18 protein-coding genes are annotated in these 25,202 nt (G+C 63.2%); 11 read left to right on the top strand and 7 right to left on the bottom strand.

Going from position 1 to position 25,202, the window contains the following annotated elements:
* Nucleotides 1–378: 378 nt before the first annotated feature.
* From K6L26_RS26055 to K6L26_RS26035, 5 genes are all read left to right on the top strand, one after another.
* Nucleotides 379–6,714 (top strand): anti-phage protein ProA, encoded by a 6,336-nt coding sequence (locus tag K6L26_RS26055; RefSeq protein WP_221852013.1) that lies wholly within the window; start codon nucleotides 379–381, stop codon nucleotides 6,712–6,714.
* Between the two features lie 16 nt (nucleotides 6,715–6,730).
* A complete protein-coding gene (locus tag K6L26_RS26050) occupies nucleotides 6,731–7,477 on the top strand; it encodes an 8-oxoguanine DNA glycosylase OGG fold protein (protein ID WP_221852011.1) in 747 nt (248 codons plus the stop codon).
* A gap of 165 nt (nucleotides 7,478–7,642) precedes the next feature.
* Nucleotides 7,643–8,527 (top strand): hypothetical protein, encoded by an 885-nt coding sequence (locus K6L26_RS26045; protein ID WP_221852009.1) that lies wholly within the window; start codon nucleotides 7,643–7,645, stop codon nucleotides 8,525–8,527.
* A 156-nt stretch (nucleotides 8,528–8,683) separates the two neighbouring features.
* Nucleotides 8,684–9,895, top strand: coding sequence for a hypothetical protein (locus K6L26_RS26040; RefSeq protein WP_221852007.1), 1,212 nt, complete (start codon nucleotides 8,684–8,686; stop codon nucleotides 9,893–9,895).
* A gap of 295 nt (nucleotides 9,896–10,190) precedes the next feature.
* Nucleotides 10,191–10,580, top strand: coding sequence for a hypothetical protein (locus K6L26_RS26035; RefSeq protein WP_221852005.1), 390 nt, complete (start codon nucleotides 10,191–10,193; stop codon nucleotides 10,578–10,580).
* 747 nt (nucleotides 10,581–11,327) lie between these two features.
* Here the strand turns inward: K6L26_RS26035 and K6L26_RS26030 are convergent.
* Entirely contained in the window at nucleotides 11,328–13,610 is a 2,283-nt protein-coding gene (locus K6L26_RS26030; RefSeq protein ID WP_221852003.1) for a DUF262 domain-containing protein, read from the bottom strand.
* A gap of 581 nt (nucleotides 13,611–14,191) precedes the next feature.
* Between K6L26_RS26030 and K6L26_RS26025 the strand changes: the two genes are divergently transcribed.
* The 3 genes from K6L26_RS26025 to K6L26_RS26015 are packed head-to-tail and all read left to right on the top strand — an operon-like array spanning nucleotide 14,192 to nucleotide 15,802.
* Nucleotides 14,192–14,458, top strand: a complete 267-nt coding sequence (locus K6L26_RS26025; RefSeq protein ID WP_221852001.1) for an Ltp family lipoprotein — start codon at nucleotides 14,192–14,194, stop codon at nucleotides 14,456–14,458.
* Between the two features lie 29 nt (nucleotides 14,459–14,487).
* Nucleotides 14,488–15,285 carry a hypothetical protein gene (locus tag K6L26_RS26020; protein ID WP_245008645.1) on the top strand — a complete coding sequence of 266 codons (798 nt, stop codon included), beginning with the start codon at nucleotides 14,488–14,490 and terminating at the stop codon, nucleotides 15,283–15,285.
* 13 nt (nucleotides 15,286–15,298) lie between these two features.
* The gene (locus K6L26_RS26015; RefSeq protein ID WP_221851999.1) at nucleotides 15,299–15,802 is read left to right on the top strand and encodes an O-acetyl-ADP-ribose deacetylase; all 504 of its coding nucleotides are present in this window, start codon (nucleotides 15,299–15,301) and stop codon (nucleotides 15,800–15,802) included.
* A gap of 11 nt (nucleotides 15,803–15,813) precedes the next feature.
* Here the strand turns inward: K6L26_RS26015 and K6L26_RS26010 are convergent, their stop codons facing one another.
* The 5 genes from K6L26_RS26010 to K6L26_RS25995 form a co-directional block, all read right to left on the bottom strand.
* On the bottom strand, nucleotides 15,814–16,308 hold the full coding sequence (locus K6L26_RS26010; protein ID WP_221851998.1) for a hypothetical protein: 495 nt from the start codon (nucleotides 16,306–16,308) through the stop codon (nucleotides 15,814–15,816).
* A gap of 62 nt (nucleotides 16,309–16,370) precedes the next feature.
* Nucleotides 16,371–17,459: an AAA family ATPase gene (locus K6L26_RS26005; RefSeq protein WP_221851997.1), complete on the bottom strand. Its 1,089-nt coding sequence runs from the start codon at nucleotides 17,457–17,459 to the stop codon at nucleotides 16,371–16,373.
* On the bottom strand, nucleotides 17,456–17,815 hold the full coding sequence (pnuC, locus tag K6L26_RS31910; protein WP_280639565.1) for a nicotinamide riboside transporter PnuC: 360 nt from the start codon (nucleotides 17,813–17,815) through the stop codon (nucleotides 17,456–17,458). The genes K6L26_RS26005 and pnuC overlap by 4 nt, the downstream gene beginning before the upstream one ends.
* Complete coding sequence (locus K6L26_RS31905; protein ID WP_280639564.1) at nucleotides 17,799–18,116, bottom strand: nicotinamide mononucleotide transporter; 318 nt, start codon at nucleotides 18,114–18,116, stop codon at nucleotides 17,799–17,801. The genes pnuC and K6L26_RS31905 overlap by 17 nt, the downstream gene beginning before the upstream one ends.
* Nucleotides 18,117–18,157: 41 nt before the next feature.
* Complete coding sequence (locus tag K6L26_RS25995) at nucleotides 18,158–18,856, bottom strand: endonuclease/exonuclease/phosphatase family protein (protein ID WP_221851996.1); 699 nt, start codon at nucleotides 18,854–18,856, stop codon at nucleotides 18,158–18,160.
* A 134-nt stretch (nucleotides 18,857–18,990) separates the two neighbouring features.
* Between K6L26_RS25995 and K6L26_RS25990 the strand changes: the two genes are divergently transcribed.
* Entirely contained in the window at nucleotides 18,991–19,437 is a 447-nt protein-coding gene (locus K6L26_RS25990) for a hypothetical protein (protein ID WP_221851995.1), read from the top strand.
* A gap of 49 nt (nucleotides 19,438–19,486) precedes the next feature.
* Here K6L26_RS25990 and K6L26_RS25985 read toward each other — a convergent pair whose 3' ends face one another.
* A complete protein-coding gene (locus tag K6L26_RS25985) occupies nucleotides 19,487–21,466 on the bottom strand; it encodes an OPT family oligopeptide transporter (protein WP_221851994.1) in 1,980 nt (659 codons plus the stop codon).
* Between the two features lie 280 nt (nucleotides 21,467–21,746).
* Here K6L26_RS25985 and K6L26_RS25980 point away from each other — a divergent pair, with 280 nt between their 5' ends.
* A complete protein-coding gene (locus K6L26_RS25980; RefSeq protein WP_221851993.1) occupies nucleotides 21,747–22,706 on the top strand; it encodes a mechanosensitive ion channel family protein in 960 nt (319 codons plus the stop codon).
* A gap of 81 nt (nucleotides 22,707–22,787) precedes the next feature.
* Nucleotides 22,788–25,202: an AAA family ATPase gene (locus tag K6L26_RS25975; RefSeq protein ID WP_221851992.1), complete on the top strand. Its 2,415-nt coding sequence runs from the start codon at nucleotides 22,788–22,790 to the stop codon at nucleotides 25,200–25,202.

Raw genomic sequence — 25,202 nt, 5'->3', positions numbered from 1 at the left:
TACGTCTTCGGAAGAGTGGAGCTTGGAGGCGCTCCGCCACCACTATGTCGGTGGACTCTGTCATTCTGGTCGGCTCGCATTCGCCTGTATTTGATCAGCCTGGAGGAGCCGGATGACGTCCAATCTTGCACAAGACAAGCCTTGCCATGACCAAGGAGTGCCTGTGGCGACGGTGACTTGGATGAGTTGCCGAGCGCAGACTCCAGCAACACGGGACCTCCCTCGCGTAGCCGTTGTAAACCTCGATCGTCAAACGTCTACCACGCCGTCCCGCCGCATGCTTTCATATCCGTTAAATATCTCGTACGCACGTCCCATTGTTCTGAGCTGTACAGCGCTGCATGGTGGGCACCAGACCATGAAGTGGGGGTGTGAGTCATGGACCCTGTTGACCATCATTCACTTGTCGGACAGGCGCTGCCGATGCTTGCTCGGGGCCTGTCGCCATTCGTAACGAAGGTCCTCGCGCTGCTGGCCCCGGCCGGCGGTGACTGGGCCGAATTGCTTCGCAAGAAGGACGCCGGCAACGGCCGGGGTGGTGGGGAGTACCGCAGCACCGACCTGGCTCTGATGCTGCGTGCCATGACCGAGCGACTCGGCGATGCCGGCTACCCGTTTACTCGCAACATGCCGCGACAAGCGGAGATCTACGCCAAGGAACTGCGCGAAGTCCGCAACAAGTGGGCCCACACCGGGCAGTTCAGCGCCGCCGAGGCGTATCGCGCCATCGACTCGGCCGAGCTGCTGCTTCGCACGATCGGTGTCACGGAGCAGGCGGAGCAACTCGCGGACCTGAAGGCCACCGTCTCACCGCTGGAGGCGAAGACCCGCCCGGAGGCGCAGTCCGAGCCGGTAGTCACGCCACCCAAACCGACAGCACCGCCGCCACCCCCAACGCTCGGCACGCCCCGCATCGACATCGCCGCTATCCCGGACCTGAGCTACGCGATGGCCCATTGCCGCATTCCGGTGATCGACCACATCACCATCGACAACACCGGCGGTGACCTGTTCGGCGGCATCGTCGAGATCGATGTCGTCAGCGCCGAGGGATCGCACGGCGGCCCGCGAGAAATCCACGTCGACCTGGCCCCGAGCCGCCCGACCATCCTGCGTGACGTCGACCTTCAGCTGGACCCAAAGTCCATGCTCGCCGTCGACGAGCAACGCCCCGGCGACATTCGTGTTGTGCTACGCGATGCAGCTGGCGGAGTCATCAGCGAAGCCGCCAAACCGGTCAACATCCTGGCCGCCAAGCAATGGAAGGCCTCACCGCCGCAGCTGGCGCTCGAGATGCTCGCCGCCTACGTCCAGCCCAACTCGAATGCCGTCGAGGCGATCTTGACCGACGTCTCCGACCGGCTGCTCGGATCGACCGGCAATTCCGCAATCGACGGCTACCAGAGCGAGAACCCGGAGCGGGTAGACGCCATCGCGCAGGCGGTATTCGAAGCCATGCGCGCCAAGGACATCCGCTACGCAGAGCCACCGGCGAGCTGGGGCGACAACGGTCAAAAGGTGCGCACCCCCGCCGAGGTGCTTGACGGCCGGCTGGGCACGTGCCTCGACACCACGCTGACCATGGCGGCCATCCTGGAGCAGGCCGGGATCAACTCCACCATCTGGGTGCTACGTGGCCATGCTTTCCTCGGCTACTGGCGCGCGGACTCGGCATTGGGCACGGTGTCGACCACCGAAGTCATCGATGCGGTCAACCTGGTTGACCTCGGTGCCATCGGCCTGATCGAGACCACGATGGTCACGCAATCCGCCGACCTCAGATCTTTCGACGAGGCCCGACAGTCGCCGCGCGTCCGATACCTGGCCGACGGCATCGACGACATCATCGGCGTCACTGACATCCGCCAAGCCAGAAGTGCCCGGATCTACCCGCTGCCCAGTCGTGCGGTGGACGCCGACGGCAATGTGGTTGTCACGATGTATGAGGCGGCCGCGGGCCCAACCATCGCTCCGTACGTCGCCACCGATACCAAACCCGCGGCGGAGACTCCCGATATCCCAGCGCGCATCACCCAGTGGAAAAACGCGCTGCTGGATCTGAGCCTGCGCAACCGCCTGATCAACTTCACCGATCGGGCAGGCTTCCGCATCGAGGTTCCGGGCCCGGCCCTGGCGCGGTTCGAAGATGCGATCAACGCCGGAGACAACATCACCCTGCTGCCATCAGATGCGGTGAAGAGCGTGGACAGCGCGCGAGGCATCCACTTCGGACGCGACCTGACCGAACAGGATCGCGAACTCCTGCTCGCCGACAAGCACAGCGCCTACATCGACGTCACGGACGCGTCGTATCAGACCAAGCTGCGACACCTGGCCTACAAAGCCAAGACCATCGTCGAGGAAACCGGTGCTAACAACCTGTACCTGGCTTTCGGCATGCTCAGCTGGCGCCTCAACGACCGCGACCTGCGCTCCCCGCTGATCCTGATCCCTGTAGCACTGAAGACTTCCAACCGAGGTCAGAGTTACGTGCTGACCATCGATGAAGCCGGCGCTTCGACGCCCAACTACTGCCTCGTCGAAAAGCTCCGGACCGCATTGGGTTTGGAGGTCCCCGCGCTAGCCAATCCGGATGAAGACGCCTCCGGAATCGACTTGGCTGGGACGTTCGCAGCGGTGCGACGGGCCATCGTCGAGGCTGGTCTGAGTTTCCGGGTGGAGGACAGCGTCCACCTGTCGATCCTGCAGTTTGCGAAGTTCCCATTGTGGAAGGACCTCGACGACTCCTGGCAACAGCTTTCTCGCAACAGCCTGGTCAAACACCTCATCGAGACGCCGAAGAACCAGTTCGTCGACCCAGTAACCGAGTCATCCGGTGCCGACCTCGACGAGCTCAGCGCCTCGGTACCCGTACCGGCTGACTCCTCGCAGCTGCGGGCGGTGGCCGACGCTGTCGGCGGACGCACGTTCGTGCTGGAAGGACCACCGGGAACCGGTAAGTCGCAGACCATCACCAACCTGTTGGCTCACGCCATGGCGGCTGGGCGGCGGGTTCTGTTCGTTGCCGAGAAGCGGGCCGCTCTCGACGTCGTCAAAAAGCGTCTGGAAAGTGTTGGGCTGGGGGAGCTTTCCCTGGATTTGCACGACAAGTCGGCCCGCCCAGCCGCCGTCCGCGCCCAGATCAAGCAAGCCCTCGAGCTGCGGGTCTCCCACGACCAAGATCTACTGCGGACCAAGCTGCAGGCTGTGGAAGCCAGCCGGCGAACCCTGGCCCGCTACGCCGAACGTCTCCACGAAGAAAACTCCGTCGGCCATTCGCTGTACGCGGCACGGTCACGGGAGCTGGCCGCCGACCCCGATGTGACGCCCCTGGACGTGCCGAAGACGCTGGTTGCCTCCGGCGGGCCGGAGACCTTCGACACCGTGGCACAGGTCATGCGCGGTCTGCCGGAGAAGACGGACCTGGCGCGGCCACGCCGCGAGCACGCATGTGGGTTCATCGACTCGGTGCCGCCCAACGGTCTCGATGTTGCGGCGAAAATTCACGCCGCCGCTGTGGAATTCGATGCAGCTCTGGCTGAGGTCCAGAGCGGTATTGAGTGGGAACAGCTTGCCCGAGCGGAAAGCGCCAGCGCGATCGACGCATGGGCGCGAGCCACGGCAGAACCACGCTTCCGACTGGAAGCGGTCGACGCCCTGCATGCAGGAGCTGGCAAGGCCGAGCTCGATGCCGTCGAGAGTCAGTGCGCTGAAATTACTGCGGCACAACTCGAATGGCTGAACACCTTCACTCCCGCGGCCATGGAACTCGACATTCCGGCCATCCACCAGGCAGCCGCCGAGGCAGACGAATCGGGCTTCTTCGGACGCAAAAAGCGGCGACGCGCGGTGCTCGAACGGCTTACTGACGTCCTGGCCGTGGACGCGTCCACTGTGAAGCTCAAAACACTGTCGAAACTGACCGCCGACGTGGAGGCTACTCACCGCGTGGTCACGGAGCTGCGGCGCAGGGTAGCCGAACTGCCTGTCCCGGTCTTCGATGGACCGTGGAATCCACTCGTCGCCGACGACGCGGCCCGGTTGACCGCGACGGTGGCCGCGGTACGGCGAGTGGGAAACATCCTGTCGGGGAAGCCCACTGACCCGCGGATCGCCGCCATGCGGAAGTTCTACACCGACACTGAGCAAGGAGCGTTGCAGCAACCGCTGCAGCGGCTGGCGTCGGCATGGGAACAGCTGGGCACAATAACCGGCACATCGGAAACGCAACAGCGAATCTGGGCCGGCGAAGGATCATTCCTCGAACAGTGGTGGGTAACTCGCGCCGACCGAAAGGTGGAAACACCGGCCTCGATCGAGCGGTGGATCGATTTGGTGACCCACATCGAGCCGTTGCGCCACATTGGGATGGACTCGGTTCGTGTCGAGATTCTCAAGGGCACTGTCCCGGCAGAAGATGCGATGTTGGCGTTCGAGCACGGTGCTGCCATTGCCTCGGTCAAAGAGCGGCTCGAAGCCAGTGCCCTCGGCGATTTCGACGTGGCTGCACACAACAAGACGGTGCAGAGATTCGCTACGAGTGCCAGCGCCATCCGCACGGAACTGCATCGGTCGATCCCGGCCGCGCTGCTGCAAAGCCGCAAGTTCGACGCCGCCGCTGAGAGCGGCCAGGTTGGCGGACTGCGACGGCAGCTGGACCGCAAGCGCGGCGGCATGAGTGTGCGCACATTGATGGAGAACTACGGCGAGCTGATCACCCAGATCCTGCCATGCACACTGATGAGCCCCGACTCTGTGGCGCGCTTCTTCCCGGCCCGTCCCGACATCTTCGACATCGTTGTGTTTGACGAGGCATCGCAGATCCGGGTGGCCGACGCGATCGGCGCGATGGGACGAGCCAAATCCGTTGTGGTGGTGGGTGACAGCAAGCAGATGCCGCCCACAAGCTTTGCCGAGACCAACGCCACGTTCGACGAGGACGAGGACTACAACCCCGATGTGGTGCTGGACGAGGAATCGATCCTCACCGAGTGTGTGCAAGCGCTGGTACCGCAGCAATGGCTGTCCTGGCACTACCGCAGCCAGGACGAGGCGCTGATTGCCTTCAGCAATGCGCACTACTACGGCGGTCAGCTGGCCTCATTCCCGGCGCCTCATGCCGGTGATCATGGACACGGCATATCGCTGGTGCGAGTGGACGGCCACTTCGAGCGTTCCGGTAAGGGAAAGACACTGCGGACCAACCGGGTTGAGGCCGAACGGATCGTCGAGGACATCCGTCAGCGGTTCGCCGCATCGCCCGAGCGCGCTCCCTCCTTGGGTGTCATCACCTTCAACGCCCCGCAACGTGACCTCATCGAGAACTTGTTGCGGGATGCCGGCAATGAACGACTGGTGCAGGCACTCGACGAGCCGGACGGGCTGTTCGTTAAGAACCTAGAGAACGTCCAGGGCGACGAACGCGACACCATCTTGTTCTCAGTAGCGTTCTCCAAGAAGGACAACGGTGTGCTGCCGCTGAACTTCGGTCCGCTATCGCGACCAGGCGGGGAACGCCGACTCAATGTCGCCGTCACGCGAGCCCGCTGCGAGGTGGTGCTCTATGCGAGCTACGATCCCGGAGACCTTCGGGCCGAAGAGACCACTCAGATCGGAACCAAACATCTCAAGGCCTACCTGGAGATGGCGGCGCGCGGTGTGGAGACCATCACCGAAGGCGGCCGACGACAGCCCGTCATCGACCGGCATCGCGACGACATTGCCGAGGCGCTGCGCCGTGAGGGCTTCGTGGTGGCGACCGATGTTGGATTGTCCGATTTCCGAGTCGATTTAGCGATCTCCGACCCGGACGAACCCGACCAGCCGCTGGTTGCAGTTCTGTTGGACGGTATCGGTTGGTCGCGGCGCAAGACCGTTGCCGACCGCGACGGACTGCCCGTCGACGTGCTGGGGAACTTAATGCACTGGCCAGGCGTCGAACGGGTGTGGATGCCCGAGTGGCTGCATCATCGCGACGAGACCGTCGCTCGGTTGCGGACGGCCGTCAGCGATGCCAAGCAACGGTTGGCTGAGCCGGTTGTGGAGCCGGCCGCACCCGTCGTGGTGAAGCCGGTCGACGTGCCCGAGAGTATGTCGTCGATTCCGTCTCTCAAATCCGCCGCTGCTCCTGCTACGCCGCCAAAGCGCAAACAGCATCCGAACATCCGAGTATTCAGTGGCTGGACTCCGCGAGTTGCCGGAGATAAGAGCAGCCTCGACGAGCTCGGTAACGCGTGGGCGAAAGACCAGGTGACTAGGGTGATCCGCGAGATCGTCGATGCGGAAGCACCGATCCACCGAGACCGGCTGGCCAAGCTCGTAGCCGGTGCGTTCGGGCTTGGCCGCGTCAATGACGACCGCCGTCGTGCGATTCAGCGCATTGTGCCAGCGGAATATCGCCGCAAGGACGATGCCGAGTTCTACTGGCCGGTGGATGTCGAACCCGCATCGTGGAAGCTGCTACGGCAGCCCAAATCCGGTGTCACGCGTGTTCTTGACGAGGTCTCGCTTATCGAGATCGGCAACGCCATGGTGATCGTTGCCGAACAGACTGGCGGCGTTGAGCGTGAGGAGATCAAACGGGAAGCTCTGGCGCTCTTGGGCGGCAAACGAGTGACTCAGGCTATCGGGGCGCGGCTGGAAGCTTCGCTGCAACGGGCCCTAGACGTGGGAGTGCTCAAGCTCTCGCCAGCCGGGGTGGTCGTTGTTTCATGACTGAAATGAGCCACCGATGAAGTACGTTCACGATGATCAAGCGCGACAGGAAGCTGCGGAGCATCCGCTGGCGAACCATCACGTCGAAAAATTGCGGGGGCTCGTCACGGCTAAGCGAGATGAGCTGGGCGAAGGCGGGGTGCGAGCTCATCGCGTTGGCTACGATCCAGCGCGCTGGGCCAAGGTGCTTCCTGCCAGCATGGCTGGAAAAGATGGCGTGTCCCGGCGTGACGTGTTCGCAATAGCCGAAACCGGGAATCTGAAGGATGTTTTCACTGCATCTTATGTGTGGGGTACGGGGCGGATTGCTTACGGTCCGCGTCGATACCGGGACATCGTCGAGTCTACTGCCGGGCAGCTCGACCTCATTCTGGCGCGCGCAGCTGACGCTAGTTCCACGCACCCCATTGCCGGCTACGCCATGTTCTATGGCGGTGATACTCCGGAGAGTCGCGCATCTGCCAATCGCGAACCATGGTGCAGGATCAGGGGATTTGGGCCAGCATTTTTTACCAAGTTCCTCTACTTTACAACTCCTGGTGCGCTAATTCTGGACAACGTACTCGCTCGAAAAGTTGCCGTACTCAGTGGTATTCCCCATCTGGTGACGCGCACTGGCAGGTCGCGGGCATGGAGCCCATACCGGTATGCGGTCTACCTGCATTGGATGCATCAGACGGGACTTCTGCTGGATTGCACGCCGGAGGAACTTGAGCTCACGTTGTTTACCGTGCAGGGACTTCCGCAGCCTTCGGTTGCCTAACCCGTGGCATCCGTTTCTCATTCTGGTGCACTGATTGAAGCCCCCGAATCATGGATGTGGATGGGGGCCTGCCGCGCGGTATCTCAATCGATCGCCGCGACCGCAGTCTTGTCATAGCGACGGGCTAGCCTCCACCGCTGTACAGAAGAAAGGAACTCGGCCGGTATGCACGATGCCGACGATTTGGCGGACCAGCTGAGACTGACGCCAAGGGAATTGGACGCACTGCACTCCTTGCGATTGCAGATGATGCACGCCGACATCTCCGGGGAACGACGTGACGCTCGAAAGCAAAGTAAGCAACTGATACTGAATGAGTTTCATCGTGCGTTCCTCGTGACGGTGCGTACCTGCGGTGATCAAGTGTCTTCCGGTTCGTTCGGTCCGGACATGGCAGCTCAACGCGCCGGTGATATCGACTCGCGATCACGCGCGATGATTCTGATGATTGAACTGATGACCTTCAATCCGTGGCACCCAACCGAGAAATGGGTAACTGGGGCACGTCGGGCCGGATTAGAAGTAGCTGTTCAGCAGCTCGCTGGTGTGTCTTCGGATGACCTCAATGCCACCACCAGAGAGTTCGACGCGTTGCTCCGGCAGTTGAGGCGCAAGTCCATCAAATGGGGGAGGGTAGCGGCGGCTTCGGTCGTCGGGCTCGGTGTCGGTGCGGCCACAGCAGGGTGGGCCGCGCCAGCTGTTGGGGCAGCCATCGGCGGGAGTCTGGGACTTTCTGGTGCGGCAGCGACATCGGCTGGATTGGCCATGTTGGGTGGAGGATCGATTGCAACGGGCGGGTTTGGCGTGTTGGGCGGCACGATTCTGCTGAGTGGAGCCGGAGGTGTTTTTGCCGCTGGGGCGGCCGGAGCCACTGCCCGATTCAGTCGCCTCGCTACGGCGGAAGTGGTTGCCGATGCCATCAAACTTGATCTGCTAGCGAAACTGGTACTTGCTGATTCGCAGGACCGCGACCAGAAGCTTCGTCGGGTAGCCGAGGGCCTGCAGAGCCGCATCAACGACTTCTCCGAAAAAAATCAACCTCCTCAGTGAACGTATTGCTGACTTGAAGGCGGAGAATAAGCGACTCGGTGACGAAAACCGTGAGTTGAAGGATGAACTAACGCGCCTGCGAGAGGTTCGAACTGAAGCGGAGAATGCGAAGGTAACGCTCGCAGTAGTTCTCGACCGATTGCCGGCGGTCGTGGGATGACCGACGATTTCGACCGCAATCTCGACACACAACGAAGGCGACTCGATGCAATGGATCTTGCTGTTGCCAAAGCCTTATCGGATGATCCTGCAATTTCGGAGCTTCCCGCCGCACCTACCGCACAAAACTACCGTGAACTAACAGCCTTTAACGATGAGTTGCGGTCAGCGAACTCGTGGAACGATGTCGATCTGGACGCGGCACTAACTCCCGAGCAGGCCGCCGCACTCGATGAATGGCGCAGTCGGCAGCGCATCCAATGGGCCACAACGGATGTCGCCATGGTCGGTCTTGCAGGAGTCTTGGGAACGGCGTGTGTCTGGTTTGACGCTTCCATCGACAGGGCGGTTCGGAACCACCTCAGTACTCTAGCGAGTACTCGTATCGGACGGAGATTTGAGAGGGCCGGAAAGCGTTTGCCGATCGACTTCATGGGGGAGGGGTTTGGTGGCCGGGCTCATCGGGTCAAATCCGCCGGCCACGACTTGGCCCGCCCCTTCGAGGCGCTGCGTCAGATCATGGAGGGCGAGTTTCGCGGAGTCCGGTGGTCATTTGGCCAGCGTTCTCAAGTCAGTGCCAGTGGACGCTTCGACGTAGTCGACAGCTTCGAAGAGGCGCTGCTTCGCTGGCTCATGCATCTAGCAGCCGACGTCCTCACTCCGATGAGTTTGCCGATACCGGGATCGTCCTTGCTTTATGAGATGGACAACGAGGCGGTCAGAGACTTTGCGTTGCATGCGTATAAAGGATTGCGTAGCGGCGAGGGATGCAACGTTCGGTCGGCCGTGGCGGGGCCGGGAATGACGACTGTCACGACCGAGGCTGTAATTCGGACACATGTGCATCTGACGGCACTACGGGCACGCGGCACGGTTGAACTGACCCGCCAGGAAGAACGTAGACGAACAGAACTTCGCCTGGCCGCTCACTCACTTGTTGGGGCCGCTTCCATCGGTAAGGCAACAGCTAAAGGTCTAGTCACCAAACATCCTTCATCCATTAGGCACATCCATCTGCCCACCCTCTTGACCGCAGGAAAATTGGCACTTCAAGTCGTTTCCGATTCGTCTGCAGCGCAACGGTCGTCAGCTGATACTTGGGACGAGATCGTCCTGAATGTTGCCCAGCCCTGGCAATTAGACCTTGCACGCGGTATCGAAGATGCGTGGGCGTCCAGGAGCGAAGTTACGCGGTCAGTGCAGCGCTGATCGGGTCTTCGAGATAGCCCTGAGGCTGACTCTCTCGGCGAGACACTCGTTCGCCTTTAGACGCGGTGGATCGCGATGTGGGGTCGGCAGGCGAGTTTGTCAGGTCGCTTAGCATCCCTGCGATTCAAACGCACGGACTGGTGTATTTGGAGCGGATTTCGGTCGAGCCCGGACGGATAGGGCCTCAGCGTCCGCACTCCAACGTCGAACCGCGCAAGCTTGTCGGTGGCCTCTGCCATTCTGTCCGGCTGCTCTGAAGACAGGCAGCGCCATTCATTGCGAGAGAGGTAGGGCAGTGACAGATCCTCGGGACGGCCGCAAGCATGCGGCGGAGCTCGACAACGACCTGGTGGAGCGAATCACGGACGTGGTCGCCAGCAGCGATGTCATCGAGACCTTGAGTAACAAGCGCACCAACTGGATTGCGTCATTCGATCGTACAGGCGTGTGGGTGGAGACCGAGCGATCCCGCGCACGTGGGGCGGGACCTCAGCTGGTGCCCGCATGGATGATCCTCGCGGCGTGGGAACGGTTGTGCAAGAACGGGACTCTCAGCCACATCGAGCTGCTCCACGACATGAAGGTGATGCGGTCGGCGTTCGTCTGCGCGTTGCTCGCGCAGTTTGCCGATGTCGTGGTGGTGCAAGATCGTCCGGCTGTGCTGGAGAGGATCATCGCCCCGTGAAGAAGATAAGGATTCGAGTGCCACGGCGGGGCTGGGAGTCTGGCGACGCAACCGAATCGACGATGACAACCCAGCTCCTGAGCCGATGAGGTTCCAATCGCGTCGAAAAGCCAAGCGGTCCTGGCGCTTACGAAAAGGACCCATCATGCCAACCCAAATCTCAGCCGCCTGGTATTCCTGCTCGACCATTCCGAGTCGATGCCGTCGATTAAAATCCGACGTGACCTGCGGATTCCGCTTTTCTTGCCGGGCAGCGGGTGGGCTGACGGTCACCCGCGCCGTGACCCCGGCCAAATTCGACCATGAGTACGAGGTCGTCTACCGCGGCGTTTCCGCTCGAGAAGGTGCCACAGCTCGAGCTGTCACCGCGCGAACGAACCGCACTGCTCGATTCGATGGGCAAGCTCCTCACGGGACAACTCCGGCGAGCTCGATGCCCTTAGGAGGAGGACGTGCCGGGGCGTTAGTCGTGGCGATCATAATCGACGGCCACGAATGAAGAGCCTCGAATGGCAACGGCTGGCTATCAAAGACCTTTGTGCGAAGTGTTCCCCGTGAGAATCGTCGTCAGGGACCTTCGGTTTCCATAACAACGGGTTCGAAGTGGTTCACGCCTGGTGGAACTCAGACGGCCAAGTCAGACGAGAACGCCTACGATGCGGTACCGATCTGGTCTGCAGACCTCGTGATCCGTCAGACAAGCTGCGGCATGGTGGCGTGATAACCGTTAGACCTCGTTGGCACAGATCACGGTTCCATCTCTGGAAACATTCGGCCTTTGCCAGTGTACGAGCGTTTCGCCGCGCCTTCACCTTTGGCTTGCTCGTAAAGACGCTGCGCAGCGCCGGTGCGCCGCGGATTTCCGTAGAGCCGGGCGGCGACGCGCTCCCAGCGCATGTTTTGGCCATCGCGCAGAGCGACCGCATCGGCCGGGGTTGGCGTACGGGTCAGCACCTCATTAGCGAGCTTTGCTTCTTCTTCAAGGACGATCAACCACAAATCGCGCCCGCCACCGAGGCGGTCTGAAGTTTCGCTCGTTGTTGAACCACTGCGGAGCAATTCACGGATGCGGCCGCGGAGCGCGGAATGTGGTGACGTGTTCTCCATTGGAAATTCAGCCGGACCGATGGGATTGCTCGCGGGCGCTGACGGTACCTGAGCTGGTTGAGTGGCCGATGGCGTAGGACCGGGACGGATGGTGTCGACCCTGTCGGGGCCTGGCCAGATACGCGCGATGAGGCTGGCCAAATATGTGCTGCGCTCGTCGACGTCGATCTCGGTGAAGGACTGCGGGTGTTGACCGGTGACGATTGAATTCAGCTTCAACAGGCTGTGTTCAACGAGACTGCGCCGCTTGTCCTTTGATTGGAGGGGTGCGTGCCACGGTGCGTTCGACAAACTCGAATTTAGGACGCCATTGGTCAACGTTAAGTTGCCCAATTTGTGCAGATGGGCGATGCGCCACGCAAGCGGATCTTCTTGAGTCTCGTCGAGTGGCCAGTGCGGTTCCCACGTCTGCGGAATTAGGTGTTCCAAGGTCAGATTTTTCGCCATGCCGAGATGTTGCTCCGTTTTGCTATCCAGCGTTCGGAGGTGTTCTTCTATGCGATGCAGCACCATCACAAGCCGATCCTGGCGCCGTTGCCCGTACATGTCGCGGGTGAGGATTGCGCTGTGGAGTTCACTATCTGTGGGCCACCGATTGGCAGGCGCGGTTTCAGCTGCTAATCGTGATGCCAGAACGTCGTCGGCATAAGGCAAATCGGCGTTGATGTCACTAACCAGAGCGGCGAAGAGGCGGTTGTAATTTTTCGTTGTCCCGCCACAAAGCATCCGGCGCACAAGAAAACTCTCCAGGATTCGAAACGCTCGTGCCCGGCGGTCGGCTGTGACTGCCTCAGCGCGAAGCAGTGTAAGAGCTATTGGCATCAACGTGGTGGTATCCAACAGCTCGAGCAAGTCATGGAACCGCCTATCGGCGGGCTCAGCGTCCGCACTCTGGAACCAGCGGAGCGCAGCAGCGTCGCGGGTAAGGCTCGGGATGAGGTCAGTCATCGGCGGACAAGAGGCGGGTTGCAGAATCTTTGTGCGGAAGATGTCGAAGAGCTCGGTCGCTGCAACGGGCTCGGCGAGCTCCGCCACCAGCCAGTACTGAAGGAAGAGGTCACCGTTCTTCGTGAACAGGCGGCCGGTTCGCCTGCTATCGCGCCAATAGTCACGGTCCAGCTCTGGCGCCCAGTGCTCGGTGTAAAGCGCGTCCGTGTTGGAGTTTTCACGCTCCGCCCTCAGAAAAACCGCATTCTTTAGAAGGTCGAGGGCAATAAGAGGTGTGCCGCGTCCGTTAAGCGTTTCGAATATGACTTGCGGATTGTCGCCGTCTTCAAGGCGAATGGAGACGAGCTTCAACAGATCTCCGAGCGTGACGCGAAGTGCTTCGAACTGCTTCACCGGCGGTGACATGGGCGAGGCGTTGGGAGCGTCGTCGGTGACCCAGGATGTGATCTGCTGGCAGAAGAAGGCGTAGGCGTTCTGTATCTCGTTTCCTGTGCTCGGCGGTTTCGACGCTACGGAACCATCGCCATCCATCGTCTGTCGGAAGGCCGCCCGATTGGCGTTGGTCGGCCAAACCTTGAAGCGCTCGTCCCCTTCGGCAAGAAGCTGGTTATTCAGGGTGAGCCGGCCGAGCAAATCGCTTTGCGCGGGACAACCCATCGCATTGGCAGTTTGCGCGGCCGCAGCAAGCAGGAGCTGGAGTGTTGTCAGTCGTTGCTGACCATCGATGACGAGGAAACGCTGTGGTGAACCGGGAGGGTTCTCTTCCTGTTCGATAACAATTGCACCGAGAAAGTGGGCGGGCGACTTCGAACTCGCGCCTTCGAGTAAGACATGTTCGGCGACGGTCGCGATGTCTTCCCACAGCGGTCCCCACTGCTTCTGCTCGGTCCAGACGTACGGTCGTTGGTAGAGGGGAATGACGTAGCGTACGTCTAGCTGAAATAGCTGCGTCAGTGTCCGAGTCTCTGCCTGCATATCGCTGAGCCTACGGTCAATAGCAGCGACCGAGGCTGTGAATCGGTGTGCGCATCTCGCCTTTCGGATGTCGGTGCGAGTCCGGGAGACCGATCAGCGCGTTGCGCATTCCGTCGCAGCCGTTTCGTGCGGTCCCAGTTTCCTTCCGGTACGCGGCCGCTCTGGGCGCCGTTGCGAGCCCTACTCCTCGGGGTCGTAGCTCGAACAGGGATCGGTCGTTTGTAGTTGCACTAAACGCGGGGACGGCGATCTTCGGTCACACCGATGGATGACTACGACAGATCATCACCTTGTCGGAGGGCCCTGTCATTCCGTTCGGCTCGCATGTGCGAGCGACCATGAACAACGGATGGAGCACATACGATGAATACCTACTCGTTCAAGACGGCCGCGGGCCTGCTGTTGGCCATCGGTGGCATTGCGCTGTGGACAGTCGGCGAGGACGTCGATGACGCGAGCCCGTCGGTGCAATTGGCCGGCGTTGCTACCGGCGTCGAGGAACACAACGGACCACACGTTCGGGCATTGTCCGGACCGATGATCCCGCTGGAAGCGGCCTCGACGGTGAGCCAGCGCAAACGGTGCGCGCCGCCGAACAGTACCTCGACTACAGCGCCTTCTCGCGCCAGGGGCTGATCGAACAACTGGAATACGAGGATTTCTCAACGGCAGACGCGACTTTCGCCGTCGACCACATCACCGTGGACTGGAACGCGCAAGCGGCGAAAGCGGCCAAGGCGTACCTGGACTATTCGGCGTTCTCCCGCGGCGGACTCATCGAGCAGCTCGTGTACGAGGGCTACACCCCGGCTCAAGCGGCCTACGGAGCCACCGCGGCAGGACTGTAGGGCGGTACACGCATCTTTGGAGGTGCATCATGAGCAATAAGCGCTCCTCGGGCGCCGGCAGCGCGATCTTTTTCCTGTTCGTGCTGATCGCGTTGGTCCCGAAACCGGTCTGGATTGCCCTGGGTGTCATCATCGTGGTCGTTCTGGTGAGCTTGGCTGCCTACAAGGCCGTCGTCGCACTGGAACAACGCAGCTATGAGGCCCAGCAGCGGGCTCGCGTCGAACAGGCGGCGCAAGCTGCGAAGGCCAAACGTCAACGCGAAGAACGAGTTCGGACGGAGAAGCAACGGCGCGTCGACGCGCTCGGCAAGCAGAACGCCGCGCTCGTCGAGTCGGCTCTGGGTGGGGTCAAGCAGGTGGCCGCGTCCGAAGCCGCCCGCGCGGGCTGGCTGGGTGACGTCGACTTCAGTGCCGACATCAAGGGGATCACCGAGAACTTCGAGAAGGCGCACGCGCTACGGGGTGTGATCGGAAAGTTGTCGGCACTGGACAAGCCGAGTGCCGAGGATCGCGCGATTCTCGCGGAAGCCAAAACCACGGCTGCCAACCTGGAAACCGCCGCGATCGAACGCGTGGAGCTCATCGGGAAATGTGCCGAGGAGGCACAGCTCATCGACAAGTCGCTACGCACCGAACGCGAGGACGCCCGGGTCGCCGCGCAGCGTGCCGAGTTGCACGCGAAGTTGAGCGCCGTACTTTACGGCATCGAGGCCACTCCGCAAACCACGCAGCAGGATTCGGCAGTGGAAGCGGTGATGGCACGCGTGCAGGCGTACCGGGAGATCAAGAATCAGATTCAACAAGCCCGTGACGCAGGGGCCGCGTAGGCATACTGGACCCATGCCGAACATCACCGCGATCCACGGCGACATCACTCAAAAGCAGGTAGATGCGATCGTCAACGCCGCAAACAGCGCCATGCGCGGAGGCGCCGGCGTTGACGGTGCGATTCACCGCGGTGGCGGACCGGCGATCCTGCAGGACTGCATCGAGCGGTTCCCCGACGGATTGGCGACCGGCGACGCCGGCTGGACCACCGCCGGAGATCTGCCTGCCCGTTGGGTGATCCACACCGTCGGGCCGAATTACCGTGCCGGACAGCGTGACCGGTCTTTGCTGACGTCCTGCTACCGGCGGGCACTGGAAGTCGCCGACGAGCTCGGCGCGCTGACCGTGGCATTCCCACTCATCAGCTCGGGCATCTACCGTTGGCCACGCCGCGATGCTATCGCCGCTGCCGTCGAGACCATCGCCGGCACTGCAACCCGAGTGGAAGAAGTCAGAATCGTCGCTTTTGATGCCGCGACGTATGACGAAGTGCACGAGCTCTCGGCGCGCCGATGACAGCCGGTCCGTCAATCACGAGCGAGTGAGTCTGTCCCGAGAGGCCTGGTCCGTGCGCGCTCGGCGATCTCCAGGATACGAGGGGTGAGCCCTGGATCGGGACCAGATTCGTCGGACGGCTCGTCTGCGTCTTCGACGTCGTCGTCCTCGATCTCCCAGTCGATGTCGAGGACGCACAGTGTTTTGGTGTCTGCTCGAATGCACCGGATCAACCGTTGCAGGTCGCACCAATGCTCGTGCATGCACCGCGCTACCGTGCTCTCACACACCGATCCGGCCAGAGCGATAGGCGGCGTGAGTTCGCCACCCTGATATCGAGCAAGGGTCACGTCGGTGAACGCGTATACCGGATCGGCGTCCGGTACCTCGGTGACCACATGCACCACGCCGACGCCCTCGATCGGGATCTCGGTGTGCTCTCGACACCCATCGCGTTGGTAGCTGAACGCTGCGATCCGGGCAAGATCACGGTCCAAAACAGGATAGATGGCTCGGTGTACCACCATGTTTGAATTCTATCGACGGGTACCGACTCGTATCGCTTCTATTTGCTGAAGAAGCGCCTCGCCTACGGCGTCCCCTCAAACCCCGGACCCCGCAACGGCTCCCCGAACCGCGCCCGCACCTCCAGGAGCGGCTCCACGGTGCGGAGCGCGAGATCGATCCGTTCCTCGAGCGTCCCGGTCAACAACACCCACGAGTGCCCGGCGGCGGTGAGCGCGTCGGCGAACCAGCCCGTCACCGCCGCTCGGATTTCCAGGTCGCCTTCCCTCATCCCGTCGTCGTGCCAGGGCACGCCCTCGTGGTCGGTGAGCAGATATACCGCGCGCGGCGGGGCTTTCGTCCAGGGCCCGCCGGAGGCGTCGTCCAGGTAGCGGCGCTTCCAGATGGCGGTGGCGAAGGCGTCGGTGTCGCAGATCAAGATCGGGGAACCCGCCCGCGCCGCCTGTTCTTCGAGGCGGGTCTGCTCGGGGCCGATGACATCGAAGTCGCGTGAAGTCCACTGCAGTTCAGTGATATCCACGTCAGGGTTGGCGGCCCACTTGATCTCGGTGTACTCCCGCCCGTACTCGGGCACGCATTGCGTCGCGGCCCACGCCCCGCCGCGGGCGGCGTAGTGGCGGGCCAACTGTTCGGCCACCGTCGTCGTCCCGGTCGACTCAGCGCCCACCACGACGACGCGCGTCGTCAACCCGGCCTGGGTGGCTGGCGCCAACTCATGCCAGCCGCCGGCGAGGTCGCGTCGGACCGCGGTGCTGCTGCCGGTGCGTCCCGTCCTCACGGCAGTCGCACCGAACCACCGGGCGAGCTCGTCGACATAGTCATCGCCGCTGAACACCGCATCAACTTCCGGCGCCGCACCGGCAGCTCGCACGCCCGCCCGCATGGCGGCGACCTGCGCCGCCCACACTCGTTGATCGGTCACGTCGACCGGTGCGTCGCAAGGGATACCGGCGATCCGCACGTTCGCATCGTGCTCGTGTTCCTCGCGGAGCCACGCCATCCGGTCGGCCAGCGGAATCGACTCAACCGCCGCGGCCATCACCAGCACCGTGAACCGGTCGCAGCGTGCCGCGGCGGCCCGGATCGCCTCGTGGTGCCCGATCCGCGGCGGATAGAACTTGCCGATCATCAGGCCATGCCGGAACTCGGTCATCGCACCGCGCTGTCTGCCGGCAGGGCCGCGTCGGCCGGCGCCAGCTCACGGGTCCAGGCACGCAAGCCAGCGACGCACAGGCCGAGGAACAACAGGTACACCGCGGCGGTGAGGATCAATCCCTGGCTGAGATAGAGCGGGATGAAGATGCAATCGGCGGCGATCCAGAAGTACCACGTCTCGAGCCGCCGGGTGTTGAGCAGCCACTGCGCGACCAACGACAGACACGTCGTGACCGCATCCAGGAACGGCGCCGCATCGTTCGCGGCGGTCAGAATGACGAACAGCATCCCGGTGCCCAACACCAAGAACACCGCGCACCAAGCCAACTCGGCCCGGCTACTCCGGCGGATCACCGTCGTACCCGTATCGGCTCGGCCGCGCAGCCACTGCCACCACCCCGGCGAAACCCAGCACGATGTAGAGCACCTGTAGGCCCGAGGCCGCCCACAGGCTGGCCGAGGTGAACAGCACGAGGAAAAACGCGTTGTTGGCGATCCCGACCGGGAAGTTGAGGATGTTGCGCCGCACCGTCAGCGCGACGCACAGGCCGCCGGTAACGAAGCCGAGGAACTCGGCCCAGCTGACCGCGTCGCTCCCGATCGTGAAGAGCGCACTGTTGAGCGGCTCCACCATTCGGGCCAGCCAGTCGATCATCTGGCCAGCCTATTAGCTACGCCGCCGCGCGCTGGCGGGTGCTAATCCAACACCGCGACCAGCCCCGAATGGTCCGTTTCATCGGCCAGGCGCGGGGCATGGTCGAACTCGCAGGTGCGGACGCGCCGAGCGAACTCGGGCACGGCGTAGATGTAGTCGAGACGGAAGCCGTTGTCGCCGGGGCGGCTGAACCACGAGTACTCGCGGACGCCGGGGTGCAGAGCCCGCCATACGTCGACGTATCCGGAGGCGACCAGTCGACCGGGCACCTCGGGGCCGATGAACTTCGTACCCTTGGGATCTTTGTCGAGATCGTTGTTGCCCGTGTTGAAGTCGCCGATGAGCAGATCGACCTCGCTGCGGCGGGCCCGGTCGATCAGGGCCTCCCAGTAGGGCAGCTTCGCGTGGGCCTGCGGTAGGTAGACGCCGGCGACAATGGTTCCGTCGAACTCGACGCACCACACATGGTGGGCGGACAGGTGCCGGCTGAATCGGGCGGCCCGGTCGATCGGGGTCCGCGATGCGATGAGCATGGTGTTCTGCTTCGAATCGGCGCCAGGGTGGGTGGTCGAGTATCCGGCGCGTTCGAGTTGGGCGACCAGAGCAGCACCCGCGTTGTTGGCCCGGAACTCAGTCACCACGAGAAGGTCGGCGTCATAGCCCAGCAGGCGCGCGGCGAGCGCGTCGGCGTACTTGCTGCCGCCGTGGCGGATGTTCAGCGTGGCGATTCGCAGCGTCATCGGGAGTGTCCTCTCGCTCGACGTGGAATCTCCAGCGAGCCGGACAGTATGAAGGCGGGCGCCGACAAACTTTGACGCTCTCAGGTCACCGATCTCCGCGCAGTGTCGCTAGGTTCGGATGGGGAGGTTCGGACATGGTTTCTGCGCGCGAGAAAATTCTCGTGGAAGGGCAGCACGATTGGGTCAAACTCTGGCAGGTGCATCGGCATGTCGCGCAAGAGAACCTCTCGGCCAGCCTCGCGGAAGTGCAGCGACAGACACTCGAACTGCTCCGTCAGCTGGTCGGTGACGGGTTGGCCGAGATCGGCGACCTGCGTGACCACGGTGCCCGATTCGAGCCTTGGGACAGTGCCCTGGATGCGTCGATCCGTCGCATATCGGCCGAGTACGTCGACCGGTTCGATGATCGTGCGGGTTGGCCCTGGACGTTGTGGCTGCGAATCACGGCCCAGGGCAAGGACCTCGGCAGATCCTTGCAGCCGGTATACGAGCAGTGGCTGGATGGTTTGCGCGAGCAGGGACGAGAGGACGAGGCGTTGCCGCTGTCGTTGGAGCCCGGCGGAATGGGGCGCGAGGGGTAGCTCGCAGGCGCAGCGCTCGACGTTCATCCGGTGGAATCTGGTGAGACAGCTATCCCATCGAGTTCACGGGCGCCCGTGCGGCAGTCCGTCGAATGCTCCCGTACAACCACAGCAGCACGGCCGCGAACCCGATGATCCCGAGAACCTCGGCGAACGTCCCGTCGTTGCCGGTGAAGATCGCGAACGGCTCGTCACTTCCGGTGCCGGCGACGAAACCGGCGAAGATCACGCCGTAGAGGCTTTCGCCGACGATCATGCCGGTGGCCAGCAGCACGCCCAGGCGCTTCTTGCGTTCGACGTTCTCACCGGAGCGATCGGCCCACTTGTTGTAGAAGTACCCGAGTAATGAGCCCAACGGGATGATCAGCGTCAGGCTCATCGGTAGGTACATGCCCATCCCGACGGCCAGCGGTGGCAGGCTGAATCGCGAAGTACGGGTGAGGATCTCGTCGACGATGACGATCACCACCCCGATCGCCGCGCCCAGCCCGATCAACGACCAGTCCAGGGATCCGCCGAACACGCCTTTGGCCAGTGACGAGATCAGCGCGGCCTGCGGTGCGGCCAGGGCGTGGTCGGTCGCGCCCGGCGCTCCCAGGAAGCCGAAGGCGCGTTGCATCAGGTCAAGTACCGGCGGGATGATCGCCGAGCCGAACAACACGCCAATCACCAACGCCACCTGCTGTTTCCACGGGGTGGCCCCGACCAGCTGACCCGTCTTGAGGTCTTGCAGATTGTCGTTGGAGATGGTGGCCACCCCGAACGTGATGGCCGCGACGAACAGGGTGAAGGCCACCAGGGCGAGGGAACCGTCATCGGATGTCGGGCCGTACACCAGCTTGATCAGCAGTGCGGCGATGAGCACGGTGAGGATGCCGACGCCGGAGATGGGGCTGTTCGACGAGCCGATCAGGCCGGCCATATAGCCGCACACCGCGGCGATCACCAGGCCGATGACGAAGACGAAGACCACGCTCGCCACGATGATCCCCGTCGAGCTGCCGTGCAGCACGGTGGCATGACTGAAGTCCCACAGCAGCACGGCAATTGGGACCAGCATCGCCACCACGATGCCGACCACGATGGGGAAGGGGATGTCGCGCTGGGTGATGTCGACCAGCTGGCCTTGCCGGCGGTCGCGGGCGGAGGCCAGGGCCTCGGTGATGCCCTTGATGATCGGGCGCAGGATCTTCAGCAGCGTCCACACGGCGGCCACCGCGATCGCTCCGGCCCCGATGAACCGCACCTCGTGCACGAACACCCCGTCGATGACGTCGGCGACGGACTCGTCCGTCCCGAACGTTCCGATGGTGCGGATCGGCAGCAGTATCCCGAACGAGATGACGAGACCGACGAGCATCGCGATGCCCACGGTCATGCCGATCAGATGCCCCACGCCGATCAACGCCAGTGACAAGCTGGCACCGAACATCGAGCCGCCGGCGCCAACCCGAAAATAGGCCGCCACGTAATTGGCCAGCACCTTGAGATTGGCCAGCAATCCGAACCCGGCTGACACCAGCGCGCCGAACGCGATCACCCGGATGCCGACCCGGTTCTCCTCGACACCGCCGCTGCTGTCGCCGACCTTGAGCACCTCGGCTGCGGCGACGCCTTCGGGGTAGGGCAGATCGGACCCGGTCACCAGGGCCCGGCGCAGTGGGATCGAGTACATCACGCCGAGGATCCCGCCGACCGCGCACACCGCGACGGTGATCCAGTAGGGGAACCCGGTCCACCAGCCGATCATGATCAACCCGGGCAGCACGAAGATGATCGCCGAGAGCGTGCCCGCCGCCGAGGCGATGGTCTGCACGATGTTGTTCTCCACGATGGAGTGGTTGGCGAAGTTGCGCAGCAGCGCCATCGAGATCACCGCGGCCGGGATCGCGGTGGCGAACGTCAGACCGACTTTGAGACCGAGGTAGACGTTGGCGGCGGTGAACACCAGCGTGATCGCCCCGCCGAGCAGTATCCCGCGCAGGGTCAATTCGCGCAGCGTCGGTGTGGTGGGTTCTGCGACGGCCACTCGGCATCCTCTCGGTTCGCGGTTGCTGACTAACCGTAGGCGCTGGGTCGCGGTATCGCGGGTTGATCGGCTCGTCCACGACGCTGTCACCCACGGGCGAGGTCACCACCGGGGGTGGTGGGCGCCCCGGTGAGTTGTTTCGCCGGGCGTGACGTGAACCGCAATGTGCGGTAAATGCGAATTCGCCCGATACGGAGGGGATTTGCCGACTGGGCAGACGTGAACCATTTCGCGCATTCGACGCCTTCGTCAGTTCTGTCGTACGGTCGAAAACGTGGAAATGTACAACCAGGCTTTTGAGTGGACAGAAACCAATCGACATTGGCTGATTGAGGTCCCCGTCAGGGTCGTGGCGTACATCGTTGTCGCGTTAATCATTCGATTTTTGCTGCATCGCATGATCGACCGCGCCACCACCGGTAGGACCAAGAAATCCGTTAGCGGCGAACTTGAGGGGCAAGCGAAAAAGCCTCCGCTGTTGCGCTATTTGCGGGATCGGGCATCCGCGACGACCAATGGAATACGAGCGGCCGAACGGCGTCAACAGCGTGCGCAGACCATCGGGTCGGTGCTCAAATCCACGGTCTCGATCGTGCTGCTGGTGTGGGTGGTGCTGGCGATACTCAGCGTGCTCGGCGTGAACATCGCGCCGTTCATCGCCTCGGCCGGGGTGGTCGGCCTGGCGATCGGCTTCGGTGCCCAGAACCTGGTGCGCGATTTCGTCACCGGCGTGTTCATGTTGCTGGAGGACCAGTACGGCGTCGGCGACACCGTCGACCTCGGTGAGGTAACCGGGGAAGTGCAGAGCGTGGGGCTGCGGATCACCACGGTCCGCGACATCGACGGCACGCTGTGGTACGTGCGCAACGGCGAGATCGCCCGCGTCGGCAACATGAGCCAGGACTATGCCGTGGCGCGGATCGAGGTGCCTGTCTCGCTGACCGCGGATGTGGACCGGGCTGAGCAGGTGGCCGTCGAGGCCGCCCACGAAGTTGTCGCGGACCCTTCGATGGCAGGCAAGGTGATCGGCGAACCTGAGATGCTCGGGGTGCAGTCGTTGTCGGCCGACCAGCTCACGCTGCGGATGACCCTGAAGACCCGGCCGAACGCGCAATGGTCGGTGCAACGCAAGCTGCGTCGCGAAATTCTGCGCGCCTACGATGAAAACGGAATAAACCTGCCCTACCCGCAGGGCCGCATTCACGCTGTCGTCGGGGGTCCGGAGACCAACGGCTCGTAGATCGCCCGGGTTGCGAGAATCCGGCAGCCTCCAACTGACGGTCTCGACAAATTTGTCGGGCGCACGTTGTTAAATCGTTGCATGCCGCAAGAGGGTGGGGCCGCCGCCGCAGCTGCCGAACTGTCCGTTCACGACGTGATCCTGGAATTGCTCGGCAATGACGATGCGTTGTCCGAGACCGCCAAGGACGTCGTGCTCAACGCGCTGGCCGAGGTGTCCGGAGGCGCCGGTGAAACGACGCAAACCGATCCAGCTGCAACCTTTCTCAGCTCGATCTCGGTTTCTGGATTCCGGGGCGTCGGCCCGTCCGCCCGGCTGGACCTCTACCCGGCGCCGGGCCTGATGGTGGTCAGCGGTCGCAACGGCTCCGGAAAGTCCAGCTTCGCCGAGGCGCTCGAGCTCACCCTCACCGGTACCAGTTACCGCTGGTACAACAAGAAGGAAAGTCTGTGGTCGGAGGCCTGGCAGAACCTCCACCACCCGGACCCGTGCGAGATCGAAGTCGGCTTCACCCGCGAGGCGGCCGACCCCTTTTCCGTCGGCGTGCGATGGGACCGGGACGCCAAGCTGGAGCACTGCACGACGTGGACGAAGACGGGCACCGGCAAGCGGGTCGACGGCACCGACGCCCTCGGGTGGTCACGCGCTCTCGAACTGCACCGCCCGCTGCTGTCGTATGAAGAGCTCGGCAGGTTGTTCGACGGCGGCCCGTCCGCCTTGTACGACGCGTTGGCCAAGCTGCTCGGCCTCGACGCCCTGGCTGACACCGAGAAGATCCTCACCGCCCGCCACAAGACGATTAAGTCCGCGAGCGACGCGGCCGACGCCGAACGCAGGCGGGTGCAGAACGCACTCGCCGGTCATCCCGATGAGCGGGCCGGGCGTGCGGCCAAACTCCTCCGTAAACGCGTTGTCCCCCTTGATGATGTCCGTGCGCTGGCCACCGGGGCGGGGGAGACCCAGTCCGACGTCGCACCCGCCCTCCGTGTCCTGGCCCGGCTGGAGATGCCGAGCATCGACGCCGTCGAAGAGGCCACCCGGCAATTGCGCGCCGCCGCGAAAGCCGCCGCAGACACTGCGACCGCCGCGATCGACCTCACGAGTCAACGCGTCGACCTGTTGCGCACCGCGCTGCGCTTCCACGACCAGGGCGGTGATGCCGACTGCCCCGTGTGTGCGCAGGGCCGCCTCGACGCTGACTGGGCGACCGCCGCCCAGGACACCATCGCCAGCAGCGAGGAGCTGCTGGACGAATACCGCGCCACAGCACAGCAACTCAAAACCGCACGGTTAACCCTCACCGCGCTGATGCAGGAGCTCTCCACGGCGCCCGAGGTGCCTGGCGTCGACCTCCCCGGGCTGGCCGCCTACAACGACGCCGTTGCCGCGGCGAGGAAGGTCCCCGTCGGTGACGATGCCCTCGCGGCACACGCGGAGTCGACGCTGACCGAGGTGATCGCCGCCGCCGAATCCCTACGAGCACAAGCATCCGACGAACTCACGCGGCGCGAAAGCGCATGGGCACCGGTCGCCGCGCAGCTGGGCGGCTGGGTCGGGCTCGAGGAACAGGCCCGCAAGGTGGACGACGAGCTCAACGCCGTCGCAGCGGCCAAGAAGTGGGTCACCGAGCACGCCGCTGCCTTCCGCAATCGGCGGCTCAAACCCATTGCCGCACAAGCCCGCGACATCTGGCATCAGCTGCGTCAGGAAAGTAACGTCGACCTCGTCGAGATCTCGCTGGAAGGAACCGCCACCCGGCGCAAGGTGGTCCTGGAAGGCGCGGTCGACGGCAAGCCCACCAAAGCGCTGTCGGTGATGAGTCAAGGTGAGCTGCACGCTCTGGCCCTCGCGTTGTTCCTGCCGCGGGCGACCTCGGCGAAGAGCCCTTTCCGGTTCGTCGTCCTCGACGACCCGATTCAGGCGATGGACCCCTCCAAGATCGACGGCTTCGTCCAGGTGCTGTGCGAGATCGCCAAGACGCACCAGGTGATCGTCTTCTCCCACGACGACCGGCTGGCATCGGTAATCCGCGAAACCGGCGTCGATGCCCGGCTCATCGAGGTGGTCCGCGAAACCGGTTCACGAGTCACCGTGCGCGACAACGTCAATCCCGCCGTGCGCCACGTCGATGACATCTTCGCACTGATCAAAGACACCAAGATGCCCGACGACATCAAAGGCCGCGCCGCTCCTGCGCTGTTCCGGATGGCACTGGAATCAGCTGCCAAGCAGGCGTTCTACGCCAAGCAGGCGCGGGCCGGGCGGCCCATCGCCGAATCCGAAGAAAAATGGTCGACCGCCAAGAAAACCTCGAGTCGTTTGGCCCTCGCGATCCACGGAGACCCGCAGATCGACCTGACCCCATGGCTCAAACCCGAACGCAGACGGGCGCTGCGGATCTGCAACGCCGGTGCCCACGGCGACGCGAAGACCGTGACCATCCACGATGCCCGCGACCTGGAGAAGACCGTGCGGGAAGTGCTGGCCCTGCGGTGA

It is taken from the genome of Mycobacterium farcinogenes (assembly GCF_019739075.1).
Classification (GTDB): domain Bacteria; phylum Actinomycetota; class Actinomycetes; order Mycobacteriales; family Mycobacteriaceae; genus Mycobacterium; species Mycobacterium senegalense.
Note: the sequence above shows the minus strand (reverse complement) of the source record. Positions and strands in the feature narration are given on the sequence as shown.

What these genes read in the sequence shown, in the direction of transcription:
- K6L26_RS26050 (WP_221852011.1), top strand. Translation starts at nt 6,731, where the DNA reads ATGAAGTACGTTCACGATGATCAAGCGCGACAGGAAGCTGCGGAGCAT.
- K6L26_RS26015 (WP_221851999.1), top strand. Translation starts at nt 15,299, where the DNA reads ATGCCGAACATCACCGCGATCCACGGCGACATCACTCAAAAGCAGGTA.
- K6L26_RS25980 (WP_221851993.1), top strand. Translation starts at nt 21,747, where the DNA reads ATGTACAACCAGGCTTTTGAGTGGACAGAAACCAATCGACATTGGCTG.
- K6L26_RS26010 (WP_221851998.1), bottom strand. Translation starts at nt 16,308, where the DNA reads ATGGTGGTACACCGAGCCATCTATCCTGTTTTGGACCGTGATCTTGCC.
- K6L26_RS26020 (WP_245008645.1), top strand. Translation starts at nt 14,488, where the DNA reads ATGAGCAATAAGCGCTCCTCGGGCGCCGGCAGCGCGATCTTTTTCCTG.
- K6L26_RS26040 (WP_221852007.1), top strand. Translation starts at nt 8,684, where the DNA reads ATGACCGACGATTTCGACCGCAATCTCGACACACAACGAAGGCGACTC.
- K6L26_RS26055 (WP_221852013.1), top strand. Translation starts at nt 379, where the DNA reads ATGGACCCTGTTGACCATCATTCACTTGTCGGACAGGCGCTGCCGATG.
- K6L26_RS25975 (WP_221851992.1), top strand. Translation starts at nt 22,788, where the DNA reads ATGCCGCAAGAGGGTGGGGCCGCCGCCGCAGCTGCCGAACTGTCCGTT.
- K6L26_RS26005 (WP_221851997.1), bottom strand. Translation starts at nt 17,459, where the DNA reads ATGACCGAGTTCCGGCATGGCCTGATGATCGGCAAGTTCTATCCGCCG.
- K6L26_RS31905 (WP_280639564.1), bottom strand. Translation starts at nt 18,116, where the DNA reads ATGATCGACTGGCTGGCCCGAATGGTGGAGCCGCTCAACAGTGCGCTC.
- K6L26_RS25990 (WP_221851995.1), top strand. Translation starts at nt 18,991, where the DNA reads ATGGTTTCTGCGCGCGAGAAAATTCTCGTGGAAGGGCAGCACGATTGG.
- K6L26_RS26045 (WP_221852009.1), top strand. Translation starts at nt 7,643, where the DNA reads ATGCACGATGCCGACGATTTGGCGGACCAGCTGAGACTGACGCCAAGG.
- K6L26_RS26030 (WP_221852003.1), bottom strand. Translation starts at nt 13,610, where the DNA reads ATGCAGGCAGAGACTCGGACACTGACGCAGCTATTTCAGCTAGACGTA.
- K6L26_RS25995 (WP_221851996.1), bottom strand. Translation starts at nt 18,856, where the DNA reads ATGACGCTGCGAATCGCCACGCTGAACATCCGCCACGGCGGCAGCAAG.